Genomic DNA, 20,551 nt, shown 5'->3' on the forward strand with positions numbered 1-20,551 from the left:
CCCCGGGCCGGGCCGGACCGCGGTGCTCACCCGGTGGCCCCGGCACCGGCCCCGAGGGACGCGCCGAGCACGACCGGGCCGCGAGGACGGTCCCGACGCCCCCAAGCGGACCCGGACGCTCCCGCCCGCTCCTGATCGGGCACCCGACGACGGAGCAACCTCGGCCGCGTCCGGGCCTGCCGGGACACCTCCCCTGAACACCTGCGGCGAGCGGCGCCGCTCAGGCCGGCGGACGGGCGCCGCTCAGTCGGTCACCGTGAAGCCCCGCGCCGCGCCCAGCCGGTGCAGCGAAGCCTGTCCGGGGATGCCGTCCGCCGCGCCCGCCTGGTACCCGCAGCGCCGCTGCCAGGCCGCGTACGCGGCGACCGTGCGACTGCCGAAGGAGCCGTCCACCCAGCGCTGTTCGAGCAGCCCCTCGTCCACCAGCGCCTGCTCCACGATCGCCACCTCGGACCCGTACGTCCGGTGGCCCTGCTCGGCGCCCGGGTCGGTCCGCGCGGCGGAGACCACGTGGGCGACCGACACCGACCGCTGCCCCGGGAGGTAGCCGAGCAGCCGGTTCAGCGAGCCCTCGCCGGGGACCCCGTCCGCCGCCTGCCCGGAGTAGCCCAGGCTCCCCTGGTAGTCGGCGTAGTTCTCGGTGTCCGCGTCCGTCCAGGTCGGCCCGGGGCCGGAGTGGTAGTGGCTGCCGAAGCCGCGCGAGACGAGCGCCTGCCCGACCGCCGTCACCTGGTAGCCCTGGGCGCCGTAGCCGTACGGCAGGCCGTTGATGGAGACCTGGTAGCGGGCGGGCGTGGCGTCCCCCGGGGGCGGCGGGGCCGGGGTGCCGGAGGCGGCCGCGAGGTCGGGCCAGGAGCCGGGGTCGGTGTGGTCGTTGAACGGGACGTGGGCGTGCGCGTACCAGCCGCCGCGGGTCTCCCACACGCTCTCGTCGCGGTGGCCGGAGAAGTCGGTCGGCCGGCCCATCGGCCAGACGTCGGGGACGCCCAAGGAAGCGATCCAGGTGTGGATCCGCCCCCAGCCGGCGCAGGGGGTGTCGAGCAGCCGCGGGTAGACCCGCCCCTGGTAGCGGCAGTAGGGGAAGAACACCGCCTCGATCTGGATCACCACCCGGCCGGCCCGGTTGGTGCGGGTCGGGCTCTCGGCCGGGCTGAGCAGGCTCTTCGAGCGGGAGTCGGCCGGGAACAGCTGCGTCGTCCGGCCGCTGAACGGGTCCCAGACCAGGTGCGGCGCGTCGCCGGCGCCGCTGCCGGTGAAGTAGCTCACCAGGTCCTCGTAGGGGACCCAGTCCTGCGGTGCGGCGGCGGTCGCGTCGCGGTCCCAGGTGATGTGCGCGATGGCCTTCGGCGGGTACTGCTGGTCGGTCGGTGCGTGGTCGCCGAGGTCGTGGATCTCGGCACCGGGCAGCCACAGGTCGGGCATGGCGATCTCCTCCGAACGGAGTGAGGGCATCACCTCCGGTATCGGCAGGTCCGCGCCGCGGATTGACCCCGACGGCGCAATACGCGGCGTTGAACCGCCCGCGCTCGCCCGGCCGTTCGACTCAGCGGGGGCGGTTCGCCCCCGCGTGCGATTCGGGCGCCCGTGCGGGGGCGGGCGGTCGTGCGGAAGGGGGCGCATTCCACCCCGTCGGGGCCCGGCTGTCAATCGTTGACATCACAAGTGGTCTAGTCCAAGTTGGTCCGGCGGACCGGCACCGGCCCACTCCCGAGACCTCCGGTGCGCCCAACTGACCTCCGTGGCATCACATCTGACGACCCGATGGAGAAACCCGCACCATGCAAAGAGTATGCCTCGCCCTGCCCACCATGCGGTCCTGCCCCGGTACCATCGCGGACCTCGCCGAGGAGGCGGCCTACGCCGTCGCGACCTTCGGGGTCGAGGTGCACCTCCTCATCCTCGACACCACCGGCGCCGTCGAGTTCGCGCAGAACGCGGGCGCCGTGGCCGCACTGGAGCCCACCCCCGGCGTGGTCGTCCACCACCTCGGCGAGGCGCAGCAGCGGGAGTTCCTGCGCCGGGCCGCCGAGCGCTCCGGCGCCGCCGACCCCGAGCTGCTGCTCGACCTGATGCTCCCGCGGGCCGTCGCCTACGGTTCCTGCGTCAACCGGCTCTTCCTGGGCGCGGCCGCCCTGGGCTGCACCTCGACCCACCTGCGCAACGACGACGCCGACTTCCAGGTCGTCGACGGTCGGAAGATGTTCCCGATCCACCACGAGCTGCTCTCGATCGGCCGGCCGGCCGGCGAGGCGGTGGCCGGCGTGTCCCGCTCCGAGCTCGACCCGGCCGACGCGGACAAGCCGGTGATGCTGGTCAGCGGCTCCTTCATCGGCGAACTCAACGTGGACATCAGCGAGATCCACGAGCTGGACCCGGCCGTCTACCGCGACGTGGTGCGCCTGTGGACCCCGCCGGTGTGGTCGGAGGAGGAGCGGGACGCGATGGTGGACGTCTCCTTCAAGGGCGCCGGCTCCGAGCCGTTCCGCACCGACGAGTCCGTCCTCGGCGTGCCCGACATCTGGGACGTCTACATGTGCAACATCGCCCTGGACCACCGGGCCTACGAGGTGCTGCCGCTGCTGCCCTCGATCGAGACCATCGGCAGCGACTACGCCCTGCTGCACGCCCTGGTCCACTCCCGGCTGCCGGGCGTGATCCACAACCGCCACATCGTCAACTACTACACGCCCGAGCGCCGCACCGGCGCCGGCTTCGTCTCCTACCAGCTGCGGTTCGTCAAGTTCCTGCTCTCGATGCTGTACCTGTACCCGGTCTACGGCGGGATGATCGACCTCGGCCGCGGGCTGCTGGACGAGCGGCACGGGCTGAAGGCCGAGCCGATCCTCGGCCTGGTGCGGGGCAGCGTCGACTGGGACCGGGCCGGCAACGAGCACTGCCTGGACGTCCTGGACCGCTCCTACCGCAAGCTGGGCGGCAAGTACGCCGAGCTCGCGGACGTGGTGGCCGGGCAGCGGCAGCGGCTCCTGGACGAGGCGCGGCAGGACGCCGAGCGCTGGGCGGTGCTGGTGGAGGCCTGGGCCGCGCTGGTGGCCGCCGCCCGTGCGGAGGGGCTCGGCGCCGCTCCGGAGGTGCCGTCCCGGTGAGCGAGGATCTCCGGATCCGACGGCTGGCGGACGGCGACTGGGACGCCGTGGTCGCGCTGGAACACGACGCCTACGCGGCCGACGGCCTGTCGGAGGGCCGGGAGGCGCTGCAGTCCCGTGCCCTCGGCTCGCCCGAGACCTGCTTCGTGCTGGAGCAGGGCGGCACCGTCCGCGGCTACCTGCTGAGCCTGCCGTACCCGCCGCTGCGCTGCCCGGACCTCGCCCGGGCGGAGGAGGCGGTGTACGCGTCGGGCAACCTGCACGTGCACGACCTGGTGATCGCCGAGGACCTGCGCGGGCGGGACGTCGCGCTGGGGTTCATGCGGCACTTCCGGCAGCGGGCGGAGGAGCTGGGCTTCGAGCAGATCTCGATGGTCGCGGTGCGCGGGGCGGACATCCTGCTGCGGCTGCTCGGCTACCGCGCGCACCGGGAGGTGGCGGTCCCCTCGTCCTACGGGCGGCGCGCGGTCTACATGTCGATGCCGGTGCGCTGAGCCACGGGGTTCCATCGACGGATGGTCACTCTTTCGGCCCAGTCAGGACGGCGACGATCACCCCATCGGGTGAAGCTGGTGACGGCTGCGCCCGCGCGCGGCCGCCACCCGGCCCGCCCGCACGTCCGTACCTCCACACGCCCACACGCCCACACGCCCACACGCCTGCAGGTCCGCACGTCCGCACGTCCGCACGTTCGAGGAGCAGCGCATGAAAGCCGCCGTCGTCCGCGATTTCACCGCACCGCTGGTCATCGAGGACCGGCCGGTACCCGAGCCGGCCGCGCACCAGGTCCGGGTCCGGATCGAGGCCTCGGGCCTCTGCCACACCGACATCCACGCCGCCCACGGCGACTGGCCGGTCAAGCCCGCCCCGCCGTTCGTCCCCGGGCACGAGGGCGTCGGCGTCGTGGAGGCGGTGGGCGAGCGGGTCCGGCACGTCCGGGTGGGCGAGCGGGTCGCGATCCCCTGGCTCGCCGACGCCTGCGGGCGCTGCGACCAGTGCGTCTCCGGCTGGGAGACGCTCTGCCTGCGACAGCACAACAGCGGCTACTCGGTGGACGGCGCCTACGCCGAGTACGCGCTCGCGCACGGCGACTACGTCGTCCCCGTGCCGGACGGCATCGACCCGCTCGACGCCGCACCGCTGTCCTGCGCGGGCGTCACCACGTACAAGGCGCTCAAGGTCTCCGGTGCCCGCCCGGGCACCCGGGTGCTGATCTCCGGCATCGGCGGCCTCGGCCACCTCGCGCTGCAGTACGCCCGGATCTGCGGCGCCGAGACCATCGCCGTCGACGTCACCGACGACAAGCTCGCCCTCGCCCGCGAGCTCGGCGCCGACCACGTCCTCGACGCCCGCAGCCAGGACGTCGCGGCCGAGGTCCAGGCGCTCGGCGGGGCCCACGCGGCCATCGCGCTCGCCGTCAGCAACGCCTCCTTCCAGGCCGCGTACGGCGCGCTGCGGCGCGGCGGCACGCTCGTCCTGGTGGCACTCCCGGCCGGCGGCAAGCTCGAACTGCCGGTCTTCGAGACGGTGTTGAACGGCACCAGGGTGATCGGCTCGATCGTCGGCACCCGCGAGGACCTCGCCGAGGTGTTCCGCCTGCACGCCCTCGGCCGGACCCGGGTGATCCGCGAGACCCGACGGCTGGAGGAGGTCAACACCTGCTTCGAGGAGGTGCTGGGCGGCAAGGTCTCCGCCCGGCTGGTCTTCGACCTGCGCTGACCGACCGCACCCGCCGGGCGGGCGCCCGGAAGGTGGGTACATCCGGCGGGCGGGCCGCGCCGGATCCACCCGGATCATTCGGCGGCGCCCGGCGGCCGAGGCCTGGACGCCGACCAACCGACCACCCGACCACCCGACCAACCGACCCGAGCAGCCCTCCACCTCTTCCGAGCAGCCCTGCACCTCTCGCCCCATCGGTCCCGGCAACCCCACGACCGTCCGGGAGCGGTTGCAGTTGCGTCTCCGTTCCGTTTCGGCGGGCGTACGAAGTGTCGGCCGGACCGGGATCCTGGAGGGACGACTGGTCCGGCAGGGGGAGTTGCCATGGGGGACGGCCGCGGGATGGTTCCCGATGTCGTGGAGGCACTGCTGGCCGGCGGGCCGCACCAGGCGGTGGCGGACGTGGTGCGGGCGCGGCTGCGGATGGTCCCGGAGGGCGCGCGGGCACTGGCCACGGCCGAGGCGAGCCCGAAGGACGTACAGGCGCGGGCGCAGCTGACCGCCGCGGTCGCCCATCTGCTCGCCTCCGACGAGGCGTTCGCGCAGTACCTGGCGACCACCGAGCTGGGGCGGCCCGCCGATCCGTCGACCGTCCAGCTGCGGACCGGGCCGAGCACCGTCCAGCTGCGGACGGGTGCCGAGTCCTCGCCGACCGGCCCGTCGACGGTCCAGCTGCGGGTCGGCCCCGCGGAGGCCCGGGCCCGGGCCCTCGCCGCGCGCCGGAGCAGCGCCGGGATCGTGGTGGCCCTGGTGCTGGTGCTGATCGCCGCCCTGGTCGCCCTCGGCATCCACCTGGGCTCGCGACCGCTGCTGAAGCCGGGCGGGCCCGATCTGGCGCACGCCGCGCAGCCGCTGCGCGACCCGGCGCTGGTGCAGGGCGTGCTGCCCGACGCGCGGGCGATGCCGAGCGGCTGGCAGGTGCGGAGTGGCCCGGAGTCCGGGTCGGGTACGGACGGAAAGGCGCCGTGTCTGCTGCCGGACTCCTGTGACCAGCAACTCGCCTACGCCACCGAGCGGTTCGGTGCGGCGGAGATCCAGACCGTGGAGTTCACCGTGGTCACCTTCGCCTCCCCCGAGGCGGCCGGCCGGGCCTTCGGCACCACGCTCGACCGCACCGCCGGCGAGGATTCGGGGGCGGTGACCCTCCCCCGGATCGGCGACCAGAGCGCCGTCCGGACCCGCGGCGCGACGTCGGCGGTGGCGCTGGTCCGGGTCGGCGGCGTGCTGCTCCTGGTGCACGACGACGGGCCGGGCGCCGCCGTCACCGCACCCTGGCTCACGGTGTTCGCCCGGTTGCTCGCCGAGCGCGCCCAGCAGGCCCAGGACGGCCGCACTCCCGACGCGGCCGCACGCACCACGAGCAGCTGACGGACAGTCAGACCACTTCCAGGTAGGCGGGAACGGCGAGCACCCGCCGAAGTCGCCCCGCCGGCTCCGCCGCGCCCGGTCCGGCGCGGCGTCCTGGTGGCCGCGCTCGCAGGAGTGCCCGCCCCACCGGCAGCCCGTGAACATCCGGGTGGCGACGCGAGCGAGGGCGGGCGGGCGAGGGCGAGCGGGCGGGCGGGCGGGCGAGAGCGAGCGTGCCGGAGCGCACCAGGGCGACCCGCAGCAGCCACGCCGACCTCACGGGTTCGCCCCCCACCGCCCCCACCGGCCGCCCCCACCGGCCGCCCGCACCGCCGGGCTCCGCACACCGCCGGGGACCGGCAGGGTCGCCCGAATGCATGTATCGCTCTCTTGACTGGCGTCACCAACGCGCCATACTGGCCTCACTCCCGCTCGCACGACGAGGTGCCGCCCATGGAGCTCTCCCCCTCGGCGCACGTGGACACCTACTGCCGAGACCACCTCCCTCCCTTCGACCAGTGGCCGGAACTCCTCTTCGACCTACCGGAGTTGGCCTACCCGGACCGCCTGAACTGCGCCGCCGCCCTGCTCGACGACACCATCGACCGCCTCGGCCCGGACCGCCGCTGCCTGCTCACCCCCACCGAGCAGTGGTCCTACGGCGAACTGCGCGACCAGGCCGACCGGATCGCCCGCCTGCTGACCGAGGACCTCGACCTCGCCACTGGCAACCGGGTGCTGCTGCGCGGCCCCAACACTCCGTGGCTGGCAGCCTGTTGGCTCGGCGTACTGAAGGCCGGCGGGGTGGTCGTCACCACCGTGCCGCTGCTGCGCGCCGGCGAACTGGCCGAGCTGGCGGGGATCGCGAAGCCCGTCCTGGCCCTGTGCGACCACCGCTACCTGGCCGAACTGCACCGGGCACGGACCCCCGGACTGCGGATCGTCCCCTACGGCGGCGGCGGGCCCGAGGACCTCACCACCCGCTGCGCCGCCAAGTCCCCCGGCTTCACCGCCGTCCCGACCGCCGCCGACGACGTCGCCCTGATCGCCTTCACCTCCGGCACCACCGGCCGCCCCAAGGCCACCCTGCACTTCCACCGCGACGTGCTCGCCAACGCGGACACCTTCTCCCGGCACCTGCTCCGCCCCACCCCCGACGACCTCTTCGCCGGCACCCCGCCGCTCGGCTTCACCTTCGGCCTCGGCGGCCTGCTGGTCTTCCCGCTGCGGGCCGGTGCCGCCGGCCTGCTGCTGGAGCAGGCCACGCCCGAGCAGCTGGCCGAACGGGTCCGGCGGCACCGGGTGAGCGTGCTGTTCACCGCGCCGACCGCCTACCGGGCGATCCTGGCCGCCGGGCTGGCCGACCGGCTCTCCGGGGTGCGGCGCTGCGTCTCGGCGGGCGAGCCGCTGCCCGCCGCCGTCTGGCGGGACTTCCACGCGGCCACCGGACAGCGACTGATCGACGGCATCGGCGCCACCGAGCTGCTGCACGTGTTCATCTCCGCCGCCGACGAGGCCATCCGCCCCGGCTCCACCGGCAAGCCCGTCCCCGGCTACCGCGCCGCGATACTGGACGGGCAGGGCCGCCCGGTGCCCGACGGCGAACCCGGGCTGCTCGCCGTCAAGGGCCCGACCGGCTGCCGCTACCTGGACGACGAGCGCCAGCTGGGCTACGTCCGGGACGGCTGGAACCTCACCGGCGACACCTACGTCCGGGACCGGGACGGCTACTTCTGGTACCAGGCGCGCAACGACGACATGATCGTCTCGGCCGGCTACAACATCGCCGGGCCCGAGGTCGAGCAGGCGCTCGCCGCCCACCCCGGCGTGGCCGACTGCGCGGTGGTCGGCACGCCGGACGAACGGCGCGGCACCGTGGTCACGGCGTACGTGGTGCTGCGCGCGGGCGTACCGGCCGGGCCGGACACCGTGCACGACCTCCAGGAGCACGTCAAGCGCACCATCGCACCGTACAAGTACCCGCGGGTGGTCGAGTTCGTCACCGAGCTGCCGCGCACCGCGACCGGCAAGCTGCACCGCGCCGAGCTGCGGCGGCGGGCTTCGCTCACCCCGGCCAGCGTCGCGATCGAGCGCCGGGTCGAGTGGTCCGACACCGACGCGGCCGGGCACTACCACTTCTCCGCCGTGCAGCGCTGGGCCGAGGCGGCGGAGGCGGCGCTGCTGCGCCGGCTCGGGCTGGCGGAGCTGTTCGGGCGCATCCCCCGGGTGCACTTCGAGGCCGACTACCGCGAGCGGCTCTGGTTCGGGGACGTGGTCCGCACCGAGCTGCGGGTGGTCCGGGTCGGCGGCTCCTCGCTGCACTACGCCTTCGAGGTGCACGGCCCGCAGGGCCTGGCCGCGAGCGGGCGGATGTCCGTGGTGCACGCCGCGCCGCACACCGAGGGCGCCGAGCCGTGGCCCGCCCGGGTGCGCCGCGCACTGACCGAGGCCGGGCCGCAGCAGCCGGAGGTGGTCGCATGACCGGCGTCGGCGCGGACCGACCCGGGGCCCGTCCGCAGGCGGACCCCGGCACCCGGGCGCGCCGAATCGCGGTGATCGGCGCCGGCCCCGGCGGGCTCTACTTCGCCGCCCTGGCCAAGCGGGCGGACCCGGAGCGGGAGCTCACCGTCTTCGAACGGGACGGCCGGGAGGACGAGTTCGGCTTCGGCGTGGTCTTCTCCGACGAGACCCTGGACGGCATCGCGCAGGCCGACCCGCAGGTCTTCGCCGCGATCGGCGCCGAGTTCGCCCGCTGGAGCGACATCGACGTCCGCTACGCCGGCCGGGTCCGCACCAGCGGCGGCCACGGCTTCGCCGCCCTGGACCGCAACCGGCTGCGCGCCATCCTGCGGCAGCGCTGCGCCGAGCTCGAGGTGGACGTGCGCTACCGCACCCCCGCCCCGCCGGTCGAGCGGCTCGCCGCCGAGTACGACCTGGTGGTGGCCGCCGACGGCATCCGCTCCGGTACCCGGGCGACGTACCCGGAGGCCTTCCGCACCGACGCGGACGAACGGCACTGCCGCTACATCTGGCTCGCCACCGACAAGGTCTTCGAGGCCTTCACCTTCATCGTCGAGCGGTTCGACTTCGGCACGCTGCAGGTGCACGCCTACCCGTACAGCGCCACCCGCTCCACCTTCATCGTCGAGATCGCCGAGGACGCCTGGCGCCGCGCCGGCTTCGAGGCCCTCGCCGCACGGGAGTTCGCGCGCGGCGAGAGCGACGCGGAGAGCGTGCGGCGCTGCGCGGAGCTGCTGGCCGGCCACCTGGACGGCCACCGGCTGATCCCCAACGCCTCCCGCTGGATCCGCTTCACCACGGTGCGGAACGCGAGCTGGCACCACCGCAACGTGGTGCTGCTCGGCGACGCCGCGCACTCCGCGCACTTCTCGATCGGCTCGGGCACCAAGCTGGCCCTGGAGGACGCCCTCGCCCTGGCCGCCGCGCTGGGGGAACAACCCTCCCTCGACGAGGCGTTGGCCGCCTACGAGGCCGAGCGGCGCCCGGTGGTGGAGTCCACCCAGCGGGCCGCGCAGGCCAGCCTGGAGTGGTTCGAGACCGTCGACCGGCGCACCGGGCAGGGCATCGACCAGTTCGCCTTCAACCTGCTCACCCGCAGCCGCCGGGTCACCTACGGCAACCTCCGGGCCCGCGACGCCGCCTTCGTGGACGCCGTGGACACCGCCTTCGGCGGCTCGCCCGGGGTGCCGCCGATGTTCCGGCCGCTGAAGCTGGGCGCGCTGGAACTGCGCAACCGCGTCGTGGTGCCACCGCTGGCGACCTTCACCTCCCCCGACGCGCTGCCCAGCGCCTTCGACCGGGCCCAGCTGACCGGGCACGCGCTCGGCGGCGCGGGGCTGGTCCTCGCCGGGATGACCGCGGTCAGCGCCGAGGGCCGGGCCACCGACCGGTGTCCGGGCCTGTGGACCGACCGCCAGGAGGGCGCCTGGCGCGAACTCGTCCACGCCGTCAAGGCGGTGAGCGACACCCCGCTGGGCATCCAGCTGACCCACGCCGGACGCCGCGGTGGCACCGCCGCCCCCGGACCGGACGGCCTCGGGCGCCCGCTCGCCACCGGCGAGCCGCTGCTGTCCGCCTCGGCGATCCCGTGGGCCGCCGACAGCCCGGTCCCGCACGAGGCCAACGAGCTCCAACTGGCGGCCGTCACGGCGGACTTCGCGGCGGCCGCCGAGCGCGCGGCGCGGGCCGGATTCGACGTGCTGGAGCTGCAGTTCGGCCACGGGCACCTCGTCTCCTCCTTCCTCTCCCCGCTCACCAACCACCGCACCGACCGCCACGGCGGCCCGCTGGCCCACCGGCTGCGGCTGCCGCTGGAGGTGCTGACGGCGGTGCGCGCCGCCTGGCCGGCCGGGCAGCCGCTGCTGGTGCGGATCTCGGCGAGCGACTGGGCGCCCGGCGGCACCACCGAGGCCGAGGCGGTGGCGATCTGCCGCGCGCTGGCCGAAGCCGGGGCGGACGCGGTGGACGTCTCCACCGGCGAGGTGGTGGCGCACCAGCGGCCGCCGTACGGGCGCGGCTACCAGACGCCCTTCGCCGAACTGGTCCGCGCCGCGACCGGCCTGCCGACCGTCGCGGTCGGCGCGATCTCCGGCCACGACGACGCGAACTCCGTCCTGCTGGCCGGGCGGGCCGACCTGGTCGCGGTCGGCCGGGCCCAGCTGTACGACCCGCTCTGGACCCTGCACGCCGCCGCCGAGCAGGGCTACGTCGGCCCGGGCGCCCGCTGGCCCGAACCGTGGCGGGCGGGCAGCCGCAAGCCGCCGGGCCCGGGCTCCGACCGGGTCGCCCCGCGGCTGCACCTGCGGCGCGAGCCGCCCACCCCCGTCCACCGCCGCTGGCGGCCGACCCGGCCCGAGGAGTGACGCGGACCATGCCCCACCTGCCCCCACCACCCGACCTGCCGCACCTGCCCCGCTTCACCGCCGCCGCCGTCCAGGCCGCCCCGGTCTACCTGGACCCGGCCGCCACCGTCGACAAGGCCGTCGCGCTGATCCAGGAGGCGGCCGGCCACGGCGCCGAACTGGTGGTCTTCCCCGAGGTCTTCGTGCCCGGCTACCCGTACTGGAACTGGACGATGAACCCGGTGCAGGGCTCGCCCTGGTACGAGCGCCTGTACCGCGCCGCCGTGGACGTCCCCGGCCCGTACGTGGACACCCTGCGCGCCGCCGCCCGACAGGCCGGCGTGGTGCTGGTGATCGGCGTCAACGAGCGCGGCCGGCACAGCCTGGGAGTGCTCCACAACACCCTGCTGATCATCGACTCGGACGGCGAGCTACGCTGCGTCCACCGCAAGTTGGTGCCGACCTGGGCCGAGAAGCTGACCTGGACCCCGGGCGACGGCAGCACCCTGAAGGTGCACCGCACCGCCGTCGGCCCGCTCGGTGCGCTCGCCTGCGGCGAGAACACCAACACCCTGGCCCGCTTCACCCTGCTGGCCCAGGGCGAACTCGTCCACGCCGCGAGCTACGTCGCCCTGCCGGTGGCCCCCGAGGACTACGACATGGCGGAGGCCATCGCGCTGCGCGCCGCCGCCCACTGCTTCGAGGGCAAGCTGTTCACCGTGGTCTCCTGCTCCACGGTCTCACCCCGGATCGTGGACCTGATCGCCGGCGAGGACCAGCAGCTCCGCAAGCAACTCGCCCGCCCGCGCAGCGCGTTGTCCGGGATCTTCGGCCCGGACGGACGCGCCGTCACCGAAACCCTGGTGGACGAGGAGGGCATCGTCTACGCCGAGATCGACCTCGGCCGCTGCATCCAGCCCAAGCAGATGCACGACATCGTCGGCCACTACAACCGCTTCGACGTCTTCCGGCTGCACGTGGACGACCGCCCGCTGCGGCCCCTGGTGTTCCCCGAGGAGGAGTCATGACCGGCCCCGACGACCGCGCGAACCGCGAGGCTCGCGCGGCTCGCGCGGCTCGCGCGGCTCGCGAACCCCGCGACGAGGACTACGACGACGACCGGATCGGCCGCGCGAGGGTCACCGACAGTCCCGAACTGCTCGCCTACTACGACGAGTTGGCCAAGCACCAGGCCGGTGCACTGTGGACGGTGGCGAACGAGATCGAGCCCTGGTACCCGCAGCCCAAGTCCGTCCCGGTGCTCTGGCGCTACGCCGACCTGCGCCCGCTGGTGCGCAAGGCGCTGCCCCTGGTCAAGGCCGACGACGCCGGCCGCCGGGTGGTGATGCTGGTGAACCCCGGCCGCCGCGAACTCAGCGCCGTCGTCGGCCTGTTGTACACCGGACTGCAAATCATGGGCCCCGGTGAGGCGATGACCGCACATCGCCACCAGGCCTCCGCGCTGCGCTTCGTCCACGAGGGCACCGGCGCCTGGACCATCGTGGACGGCCAGCGGCTCAAGGTCGGCCCGCGCGACTTCGCGATCACCCCCAACAACACCTGGCACGAGCACGGCAACGAGTCCGACGACGCCCCGGTGATCTGGCAGGACGGCCTGGACATCCCGCTGGTCAACACCCTCGACGCCAACTTCTACGAGGTCCACCCGGAGCTGTACCAGCGCCCCGGCCCGGTGGTGAACTCCTCGCTGCTCAGCTACGGCGGCAACCTGCTGCCGTACGGCGTCGAGAAGTGGACCCGGCCGTACTCGCCGCTGTTCGGCTGGCCCTGGGAGCCCAGCTACCACGCGCTGTGCCGGCTCGCCCGCGCCACCGAGGGCTCGCCGTACGACGGCGTCATCATGGAGTACACCAACCCGGTCACCGGCGGCCCGGTGATGCCGACCATGGCCGCCCACCTGCAACTGCTGCGCCCGGGCCAGGCCACCCGCGCCCACCGGCACACCGGCTCGGTGGTCTACACGGCGGCCAAGGGGCACGGCGTCTCGGTGGTCGCCGGGCAGCGCTTCGAGTGGCAGCAGGGGGACATCTTCGTCGTCCCGTCCTGGGCCTGGCACGAGCACGCGAACCTCGACCAGGGCGAGGACGCCTGCCTGTTCTCCTTCAACGACTTCCCGGTGACGCACTCGCTCGGCCTGTACCGCGAGGAGGCCTACCCGGACCACGACGGGCACCAGCCCACCACCACCGCCGCCGCCTGACCGGGAGACCCACCACCATGCACCTGCTCACCTACTGCGCGGACGGCGACGACACCCCGCGCCTCGGCGCACTGCTCGCCGGGGACCGGGTCGCCGACCTCACCGCCCTCGCCACCGCCGCCGGGGCCGAACTGCCTGACAGCCTCCTCGGGTTGATCCGCGCCGGGGAACCGGCCCTGGCCACCGCGCGCGACCTGGTCGCCGGGGCGCCGGCCACCCGGCCGCTGGCCGGGGTGTCGCTGCGCGCGCCGCTGCGCCCCGGCAAGATCGTCGGCGTCGGCCTCAACTACGTCGAACACGTGGCCGAGTCGCACCGCACCCTGGACACCGACCGCGAACTTCCGGACCGGCCGGTCCTGTTCGGCAAACCGTCCACCGCCGTCACCGGCCCGGGCCAGCCCATCCGGCACAACGCGAACCTCACCAAGCAGCTCGACTGGGAGTGCGAACTCGCCGTGGTGATCGGCGCACCCGCCTTCCAGGTCGCCGAACGGGACGCCCTGCGGCACGTGTTCGGCTACAGCATCGTCAACGACATCAGCGCCCGCGACCAGCGCCGCTCCGGCCAGTGGTTCTTCTCCAAGGGCCAGGACAGCTACGCACCGTTCGGCCCGGCCGTGGTGACCGCCGACGAGATCCCCGACCCGCAGCGGCTCGACCTCTCGCTGAAGGTCAACGGCGAACTGCGGCAGGACTCCAACACCCGCCACATGCTGTTCGGCATCGCGCGGCTGATCGCCGACATCTCCTCCGGCGTCACCCTGGAACCGGGCGACGTGATCGCCACCGGCTCCCCCTCCGGCGTCGGCGCCGGAATGGTGCCGCCGCAGTTCCTGCAGCCCGGCGACCTGGTCGAGGCCACCATCGAGCGGATCGGCACGCTCGCCAACCCCGTGATCGACGCCCGCTGAGGCGGTCCCACCGCGCAGCCCGTCCGAGGAAAGGACCCCTCGCCCGATGTCGACCTACCGGATCGGCCAGATCGTCCCGAGCTCCAACGTCACCATGGAGACCGAGGTGCCCGCCCTGCTGCGGGCCCGCGAGGCGGTCGCCCCCGAACGGTTCACCTTCCACTCCAGCCGGATGCGGATGACCAGGGTCACCCCCGAGCAACTGCGCGCCATGGACGGCGAATCGGACCGCTGCGCCGCCGAGCTCTCGGACGCCCGGGTGGACGTGATCGGCTACGCCTGCCTGGTCGCCGTGATGGCCACCGGCCCCGGCTACCACCGCGAGGCCGAGCGGCGGCTGCACCGGCGCACCGTCGAGAACGGCGCGCCCGCCCCCGTGGTCACCAGCGCCGGCGCCCTGGTCGCCGGGCTGCGGACGCTCGGCGCCAGGAAGGTCACGATGGTCACGCCGTACCTGCGGCCGCTGGCCCGGACCGTCGTCGACTACCTCGCCGAGGAGGGCGTCGAGGTGCTGGACCACGCCGCCCTGGAGATCGCCGACAACCTCGACGTGGCCGCCCACGACCCGGCCCGGCTGCCCGCGATCGCCCGCCGCCTCGCGCACGCCGAGGCGGACGCCGTGGTGCTCTCCGCGTGCGTGCAGATGCCCTCGCTGTCCGCCGTGGCGGAGGCCGAACAGCAGCTGGGCAAGCCGGTGGTCTCGGCCGCGATCTGCACCGCGCACCAGCTGCTCCGCGCCCTGGGCCTGCCCGCCGTCGCGCCCGGGGCCGGGCACCTGCTCTCCGGCGCCTACGCGGAGGCCTGAAGCTCCGGGGGCGTCCGGACCCGCCGGGAGCACCCCGGGCCCTCCGGGTCCCCCCGGGCCGTCCGGGCGCACCCCGGGCCCGCCGGGGCACCACCGCTATGATCGCCACCGGCCACCGGGTCGCCACCGGTGGCCCGGTCATCGCCGACCACCGGGGAGGAGCGCCCACGCATGTCAGAGAGCACGCCCCGGCCGTCAGACAGCACGCCGCGGCCGGCGGAGGGCGCGCCCCGGCCGAGTTCCCTGATCCACACCGTCTACGGCGAGTTCGTCCGCCGCCTCGGCGGCTGGATATCCATCGCCGACCTGATCGCGCTGATGGCCGAACTGGACGTCGACGGCCCGGCGGTCCGCTCGGCGACGTCCCGGCTGAAGAAGGCCGGCACCCTGCTCCAGGAGCGCCGCACGGGCACCGGCTACCGGCTCGCCCCCGCGATGGAGCCGGTGTTCGAGGAGGGCGACCGCCGGATCTTCCACAGCCTGGAGCCCGCCGACCTCGCCGACGGCTGGGTGGTGGCGGTCTTCTCGGTGCCCGAGTCCGAGCGCGCCCACCGCCACCAGCTGCGGTCCCGGCTGAGCTGGCTCGGCTTCGGCAACGCCGCCCCCGGCATCTGGCTGGCCCCCGCCCGGCTGCTGCCGGACGCCCGCCGCCTGCTGGAACGCCTCGGGCTCAGCGGCTACGTCCACCTCTTCCTCTCCGCCGAGTACGCCGGTTTCGCCGATCTCCCGACGGCGGTGGCGAGTTGGTGGGACCTCCCGGCCATCGAGGCGCAGTACGCGGCCTTCACCGACGCCTGGCGCCCGGTGGCCGAGGAGCTGCGGGAGCCGAAACCCGGCACGCCGGCTCCGGGCGACCGGCCCCGAATAGGCCCGGCCGAGGCGTTCCGCGCCTACGTCCCGATGCTCACCCAGTGGCGCCGCCTGCCCTACCTGGACCCGGGACTGCCCGCGGCGCTGCTGCCCGCCGGCTGGAACGCCGTCCCGGCCCGCGCGGTCTTCACCGAGTTGCACGGGCTGCTCGCCGAGCCCGGTCTGCGCTACGTCGAGAAGGTCACCGGTCTGTCCCCCACCCCCAGGAGCCGTCATGACCCCCCAGCCCCCCGCCGACCTGCTGATCCGGGCCGGCGCCGTGCACACCCTCGTCCCCGGTGAGCCGCCGCGGCGGGCCGTCGCCGTCACCGGCGGCCGGATCACCGCCCTCTCCCCCGCCCCCGACGGCCTGGACGCCCTGATCGGACCGGCCACCGAGGTCGTGGACGCCCCGGGCTCGACCGTGCTGCCCGCCTTCGACGACACCCACACCCACCTGATCCTGGCCGCGCGGAGCGTCCACGGCGTGCCCGTCCACCGGGCCCGGGACCTCGCCGGGTTCCTCGACCTGATCCGCGAGCGCGCCGCCCGCACCCCCGCCGGGGAGTGGATCCACACCACGGTGAACTGGCAGGAGGTGCTGCTGGCCGAGCAGCGGATGCCCACCACGGAAGAACTGGACGGTGCCACCACCGACCACCCGGTGCTGGTGCGCCGCGGCGCGTACAACATGGTGCTCAACTCGGCCGCGCTGCGGCTGGCCGGGATCACCGAGGCCACCGAGGCCCCGCCCGGCGGCGTGATCGAGCGCGACGAGCAGGGTCGGCTGACCGGTCGGCTGATCAACCGGGCGGTCGAGCCGGTCGAGCGGGTGCTGCCCCGCCCCACCCTCGCCGAGCGGATCGACGGCCTGCGCGCCGCCTCCGCCGACTACGCCGCCACCGGGATCGGCACCGTCCGCGACTGTCTCGTCCCGGTCGAGGACCTCGACGTGCTGGACGCCGCCCGGGCCGAGGGCGCCCTCGCGGTCCGGGTACGGGCGCTGGTCTCCGGTTTCGCCGCCCGGACGCCCGAGCAGGTGGACGCGCTGCTGGACCGGATGGACGGGTGGCGCGCGGACGGCCGCGACGACGACCGCCTGCGGCTGTGGGGCGTCAAGTTCGGCATCGACGGCGGTTTCGAGGCGGGCGCGCTGGAGGAGCCGTACCAGGGACAGCCGTGCTACCACGGCCGACTGCTCTGGGAGCCGGACGACCTGCTCGCGGCGGTGGACCGGGTGGTCGAACGCAGCTGGCGGGTCGGCGTGCACGCCTGGGGCGACCGCGGTCTGCGCGTCCTGCTGGACGTCTTCGAGCAGGTGCTCCAGCGCCGCCCCGGCCTGCCGCCCGGCACGCTGGTGGTCGAGCACGGCGGCCTGGCCCGACCCGACCAGCGGGCCCGGGCGATCGCGCTCGGCATCCCGGTGACCGTCCAGCACCCGCTGCTGCACGACGGCGCGCTCACCCAGCAGCGGGCCTGGGGCGAGGAGCGCACGGCCGCGCTCTTCCCGCTGCGCGAGTGGCTGGACGAGGGCGCGCTGCTCACCGGCGGTTCGGACTTCCCGGTCGGCCCGTACGGCGCGATGGTCTCGGTGTGGGGCATGACGACCCGGGGCACCACGGCCGGGGTGGTGGGCCCCGAGCACGCGATCGACCGGTCCGAGGCGGTCGCGCTGCACACCGTGAACGCCGCCCGCCTGACCGGCGAGGGCGCTGCCCGCGGCAGCCTGCGGCCGGGGGCGTTCGCCGACCTCACGGTGTGGCCGCTCGACCCGCTGACCTGCCCGGTGGACGCGCTGCGCGATCTGCTCCCCGTCCGCACGGTGGTCGACGGCCGGACGGTGCACTGTTCCTGACGGTACGTCAGTCGACAGGCTCGTTCACTGCCGGACCGTCAGGCGGCGACCAGCTCCCGCAGGTCGATGCCGCGGTGCAGTGCGCGCAGGTCGTCGTGCAGCGTGGACGGCGGGACGACGAGCACGCCGCAGCGCGCGTGGTCGAGGCAGTACCGGGTGACCGAGCGCCGCGTCAGCCGACGCAGCCGGGTCCGCAGGCCGGCTTGCTCCCCGGTGCTGACCACCAGCAGGTCGCCGGGGCGGTCGGCCAGCTCGGTCAGCACCGTGCCGGCCTCGCCGCGCACGACCAGCGGCCGCACCGGCACCCCGATCGGGAGACCACCGAAGGCCCGCTCCAGCGCGCCGTCCATCCGGGCATCGGCGAGGTCCTGCCAGGCGCGCAGCAGCGGCGGGCACGGCCGCGCGCGGTAGTTGCGCTCACCGCCGACCGGCGTCCAGGCGAGCACCGGGACCAGGACGGCCCGGCGCTCCCGGGCCTCCTCCGCGGCCCGGTGCAGGGCGGTCAGGCTGTGCAGTGAACCGCTGACTCCGACGATGACGCGGGCGCCGTGCGACATGATCCTTCGCTTTCCGATGTCAAGCCTCTACAGTGTCTGCGATTATGCTGCCACACTTCGGAGATAGCCTGCAAATCCAAGGCATTCACAGAATATCGCCTTGCATCACTCGCCCATCCGGGGCCTCGGCCCGTCCGCCGGACGGACCTCCTGGAGGAGCCCCCAGGTGAAGTCCGCCGTCCACGGGCACACCACCCCGGCGCCATCCGGGGCGTCGAAGTCCAGCCGGAAGCGGGTCGGCGCGCTCCCCTCGCGCGGCACGGCGGACGGGAACGCGGCGCCGACGTCCGCCACCACACAGCTCCACGGCGCCAGGTCGGCGAGCGTGCGCAGCGAGGGCCCCGGCACCCCCGGCGCCCGCACCAGCCACTCGTTCAGCACCGGCGAGCCGATCTCCGCCGGCCCGAGCAGGACCTCGAACCGCAGGTCGGGCCAGAGCGGCAGCGCCCACTGCCGCGCGGTGCACGCCAGGTCCCCGATCCGCCGCGGCACGCTCGCCTCCGCCGGCCCGAGCACGGCGGCGTACCGGGCGGCCCCGCGCGGGAACCGGGGCACCCGGACCATCGCCTGCCACCGCTTGTTCGCCTCCCGCATCGAGGCCCGGGTGGCACCCAGCCGCCGCACCGCCTCCTCGACCGCACCGGGCCGGTAGTCGGCCATCCGGCGCAGCAGCACCAGCTGGAACTCGGTGACCCCGAAGCCGTTGATCGCCATACCCGCAGGCTAGGACCCGGCTGGCCCGCGCGGACCGTCGCGCCACGTTGGCACGCTCACATTCGTGCACCTGTTCGAATCGGGGCGTACGCTGGCCCCATGCACGGCGCCCTCCACCTCCAGCCCTCGCTGTTCGACGACGCGGAGCACGACGGCCCCCGCCTCGGCCCGCTCGACGGCCTGCGGCGGCAGGTGCTCGGCGAGGGCGCCTGGCTGGACGTGCTGCCCGGCTGGCTGCACGGCGCGGACGAGCTGTTCGAACAGCTGGCCGCCACCGTGCCCTGGCGGGCCGAGCGCCGCGAGATGTACGAACGGACGGTCGACGTCCCCCGGCTGCTGGCCTCGTACCGGGCGGACGCCGAGCCGCCGCACCCGGTGCTCGGGCAGGCCCGCACGGCGCTCAGCCAGCACTACGCCGACGAGCTGGGCGAGCCCTTCCGCACCCTCGGGCTCTGCTACTACCGGGACGGCCGGGACAGCGTGGCCTGGCACGGCGACCGGATCGGGCGCGGCGCCCGCGAGGACACCATGGTGGCGATCCTCTCCGTCGGCGAGCCCCGCACCCTGGCGCTGCGGCCCCGGTACGGCGGCGGGACGGTCGTCCGCCACCCGCTCGGCCACGGGGACCTGGTGGTGATGGGCGGCTCCTGCCAGCGCACCTGGGAGCACGCGGTCCCCAAGACCGCCCGCCCGGTCGGCCCGCGGATCAGCGTCCAGTTCCGGCCGCACGGCGTCGCCTGAGCCCCCCCCCGGCCGCCGTCGACCCGCACCGCACCGCCCGACCCCCGGTTGCCGCCCACCCGCCCGGCGCGGAGGCTGACGGGTGGGGCCGGTGGCACCAGGAGGGCGGTATGCCGAAGCCGGGCAGGTACCGCGAGGGCGTCCCGTGCTGGGTCGTCCTGACGACCATGGACGCCCCGCGCGCACAGCGGTTCTACGGCGCGCTGTTCGACTGGGAGTTCGTCCCGACCGGCCCCGCCGAGTCGGTCGCCACCCGGTACGGCGCCCAGGTCGCGGCGATCGGGCCGCCCGTGGACACCGCGGTACCCGCCGCCTGGACCACCCACCTCGCCTGCGCCGACCCGTACCGCACCGCCGCGCTGGTCCGCGCCGCGGACGGCCGGATCGCCCGCGAGCCGTACGAGGTGCCCGACCAGGGCCGGGCCGCGATCGCCGTCGACCCGCTCGGCGGGGTCTTCGGGCTCTGGCAGGCCGGCACCATCGACGGCGCCGGCCTGGTCGACGAGCCCGGCTCCCTCGCCTGGAACGAGCACCTCTCCCCCGACCCCGACGCCGCACGCGCCTTCTACCGCCGCGTCTTCGGCTACACCTACGACCGGCCGCGGGCCGGTCACGCCCTCGCCCGGGCCGCCGGCCTCCCCGCCTGCAGCATCGGCCCGTCCGCCACCGCCGCGCACTGGCTGACCCACTTCGGCACCGCCGACACCGACCGGGCGGCGGCGCGGCTGCGCGACCTCGGCGGCACCGTCCTCACCGGGCCCGCGCCGACGCCGTACGGCCGGGCCGCGCTGGTCCGGGACGACGCCGGCGCGGTGTTCGTCCTGGTCGCCGTCCCGTCCCGCGAGTCCGCGGAGGCGGCCTGAGCC

At 74.9% G+C, this 20,551-nt stretch carries 16 protein-coding genes and 2 pseudogenes; 15 read left to right on the forward strand and 3 right to left on the reverse strand.

From position 1 onward, the window contains the following. Positions 1–243 precede the first annotated feature (243 nt). Positions 244–1,422, reverse strand: a complete 1,179-nt coding sequence (locus AB0Q99_RS20215; protein ID WP_363573653.1) for a peptidoglycan-binding protein — start codon at positions 1,420–1,422, stop codon at positions 244–246. Positions 1,423–1,778: 356 nt separating this feature from the next. Between AB0Q99_RS20215 and AB0Q99_RS20220 the strand changes: the two genes are divergently transcribed. The 13 genes and pseudogenes from AB0Q99_RS20220 to AB0Q99_RS20280 all read left to right on the forward strand — a co-directional run bounded on the left by AB0Q99_RS20220 (position 1,779) and on the right by AB0Q99_RS20280 (position 17,673). Next, entirely contained in the window at positions 1,779–3,104 is a 1,326-nt protein-coding gene (locus tag AB0Q99_RS20220) for a DUF6271 family protein (protein WP_363573655.1), read from the forward strand. Beyond that, on the forward strand, positions 3,101–3,598 hold the full coding sequence (locus tag AB0Q99_RS20225; protein ID WP_363573657.1) for a GNAT family N-acetyltransferase: 498 nt from the start codon (positions 3,101–3,103) through the stop codon (positions 3,596–3,598). Before AB0Q99_RS20220 ends, AB0Q99_RS20225 begins: the two co-directional genes overlap by 4 nt. 211 nt (positions 3,599–3,809) lie before the next feature. Continuing rightward, on the forward strand, positions 3,810–4,823 hold the full coding sequence (gene adhP / locus AB0Q99_RS20230) for an alcohol dehydrogenase AdhP (protein WP_363573659.1): 1,014 nt from the start codon (positions 3,810–3,812) through the stop codon (positions 4,821–4,823). A gap of 324 nt (positions 4,824–5,147) precedes the next feature. Further along, the gene (locus AB0Q99_RS20235; RefSeq protein ID WP_363573661.1) at positions 5,148–6,191 is read left to right on the forward strand and encodes a hypothetical protein; all 1,044 of its coding nucleotides are present in this window, start codon (positions 5,148–5,150) and stop codon (positions 6,189–6,191) included. A 432-nt stretch (positions 6,192–6,623) separates the two neighbouring features. Further along, positions 6,624–8,222, forward strand: a pseudogene (locus tag AB0Q99_RS20240) (AMP-binding protein); the annotation flags it as partial. A gap of 57 nt (positions 8,223–8,279) precedes the next feature. Beyond that, positions 8,280–8,651: pseudogene (locus AB0Q99_RS20245) on the forward strand (thioesterase family protein); the annotation flags it as partial. Beyond that, entirely contained in the window at positions 8,648–11,053 is a 2,406-nt protein-coding gene (locus tag AB0Q99_RS20250; protein ID WP_363573663.1) for an FAD-dependent monooxygenase, read from the forward strand. The pseudogene AB0Q99_RS20245 and the gene AB0Q99_RS20250, both read left to right, overlap by 4 nt. Positions 11,054–11,061: 8 nt before the next feature. Further along, positions 11,062–12,060 carry a carbon-nitrogen hydrolase family protein gene (locus AB0Q99_RS20255; RefSeq protein ID WP_363573665.1) on the forward strand — a complete coding sequence of 333 codons (999 nt, stop codon included), beginning with the start codon at positions 11,062–11,064 and terminating at the stop codon, positions 12,058–12,060. Beyond that, complete coding sequence (locus AB0Q99_RS20260) at positions 12,057–13,253, forward strand: cupin domain-containing protein (RefSeq protein WP_363573667.1); 1,197 nt, start codon at positions 12,057–12,059, stop codon at positions 13,251–13,253. Before AB0Q99_RS20255 ends, AB0Q99_RS20260 begins: the two co-directional genes overlap by 4 nt. A 17-nt stretch (positions 13,254–13,270) precedes the next feature. After that, complete coding sequence (locus AB0Q99_RS20265; RefSeq protein WP_363573669.1) at positions 13,271–14,164, forward strand: fumarylacetoacetate hydrolase family protein; 894 nt, start codon at positions 13,271–13,273, stop codon at positions 14,162–14,164. 46 nt (positions 14,165–14,210) lie between these two features. Beyond that, positions 14,211–14,969, forward strand: a complete 759-nt coding sequence (locus AB0Q99_RS20270; protein WP_363573670.1) for an Asp/Glu racemase — start codon at positions 14,211–14,213, stop codon at positions 14,967–14,969. A gap of 171 nt (positions 14,970–15,140) precedes the next feature. After that, positions 15,141–16,121 (forward strand): PaaX family transcriptional regulator C-terminal domain-containing protein, encoded by a 981-nt coding sequence (locus AB0Q99_RS20275; protein WP_363573672.1) that lies wholly within the window; start codon positions 15,141–15,143, stop codon positions 16,119–16,121. Next, positions 16,054–17,673, forward strand: coding sequence for an amidohydrolase (locus tag AB0Q99_RS20280; protein WP_363573674.1), 1,620 nt, complete (start codon positions 16,054–16,056; stop codon positions 17,671–17,673). The genes AB0Q99_RS20275 and AB0Q99_RS20280 overlap by 68 nt, the downstream gene beginning before the upstream one ends. Positions 17,674–17,711: 38 nt before the next feature. Here the strand turns inward: AB0Q99_RS20280 and AB0Q99_RS20285 are convergent, their stop codons facing one another. Together AB0Q99_RS20285 and AB0Q99_RS20290 are read right to left on the reverse strand one after the other, a co-directional pair. After that, positions 17,712–18,230: a universal stress protein gene (locus AB0Q99_RS20285; protein WP_363573676.1), complete on the reverse strand. Its 519-nt coding sequence runs from the start codon at positions 18,228–18,230 to the stop codon at positions 17,712–17,714. Between the two features lie 105 nt (positions 18,231–18,335). Then, entirely contained in the window at positions 18,336–18,944 is a 609-nt protein-coding gene (locus AB0Q99_RS20290; RefSeq protein WP_363573678.1) for a hypothetical protein, read from the reverse strand. 99 nt (positions 18,945–19,043) lie between these two features. Here AB0Q99_RS20290 and AB0Q99_RS20295 point away from each other — a divergent pair, with 99 nt between their 5' ends. Then, positions 19,044–19,685, forward strand: coding sequence for an alpha-ketoglutarate-dependent dioxygenase AlkB (locus AB0Q99_RS20295; RefSeq protein ID WP_363573680.1), 642 nt, complete (start codon positions 19,044–19,046; stop codon positions 19,683–19,685). 110 nt (positions 19,686–19,795) lie between these two features. Further along, positions 19,796–20,548: a VOC family protein gene (locus AB0Q99_RS20300; RefSeq protein WP_363573682.1), complete on the forward strand. Its 753-nt coding sequence runs from the start codon at positions 19,796–19,798 to the stop codon at positions 20,546–20,548. Positions 20,549–20,551 lie beyond the last annotated feature (3 nt).

The organism is Kitasatospora sp. NPDC086791 (assembly GCF_040685975.1).
Taxonomy (GTDB): domain Bacteria; phylum Actinomycetota; class Actinomycetes; order Streptomycetales; family Streptomycetaceae; genus Kitasatospora.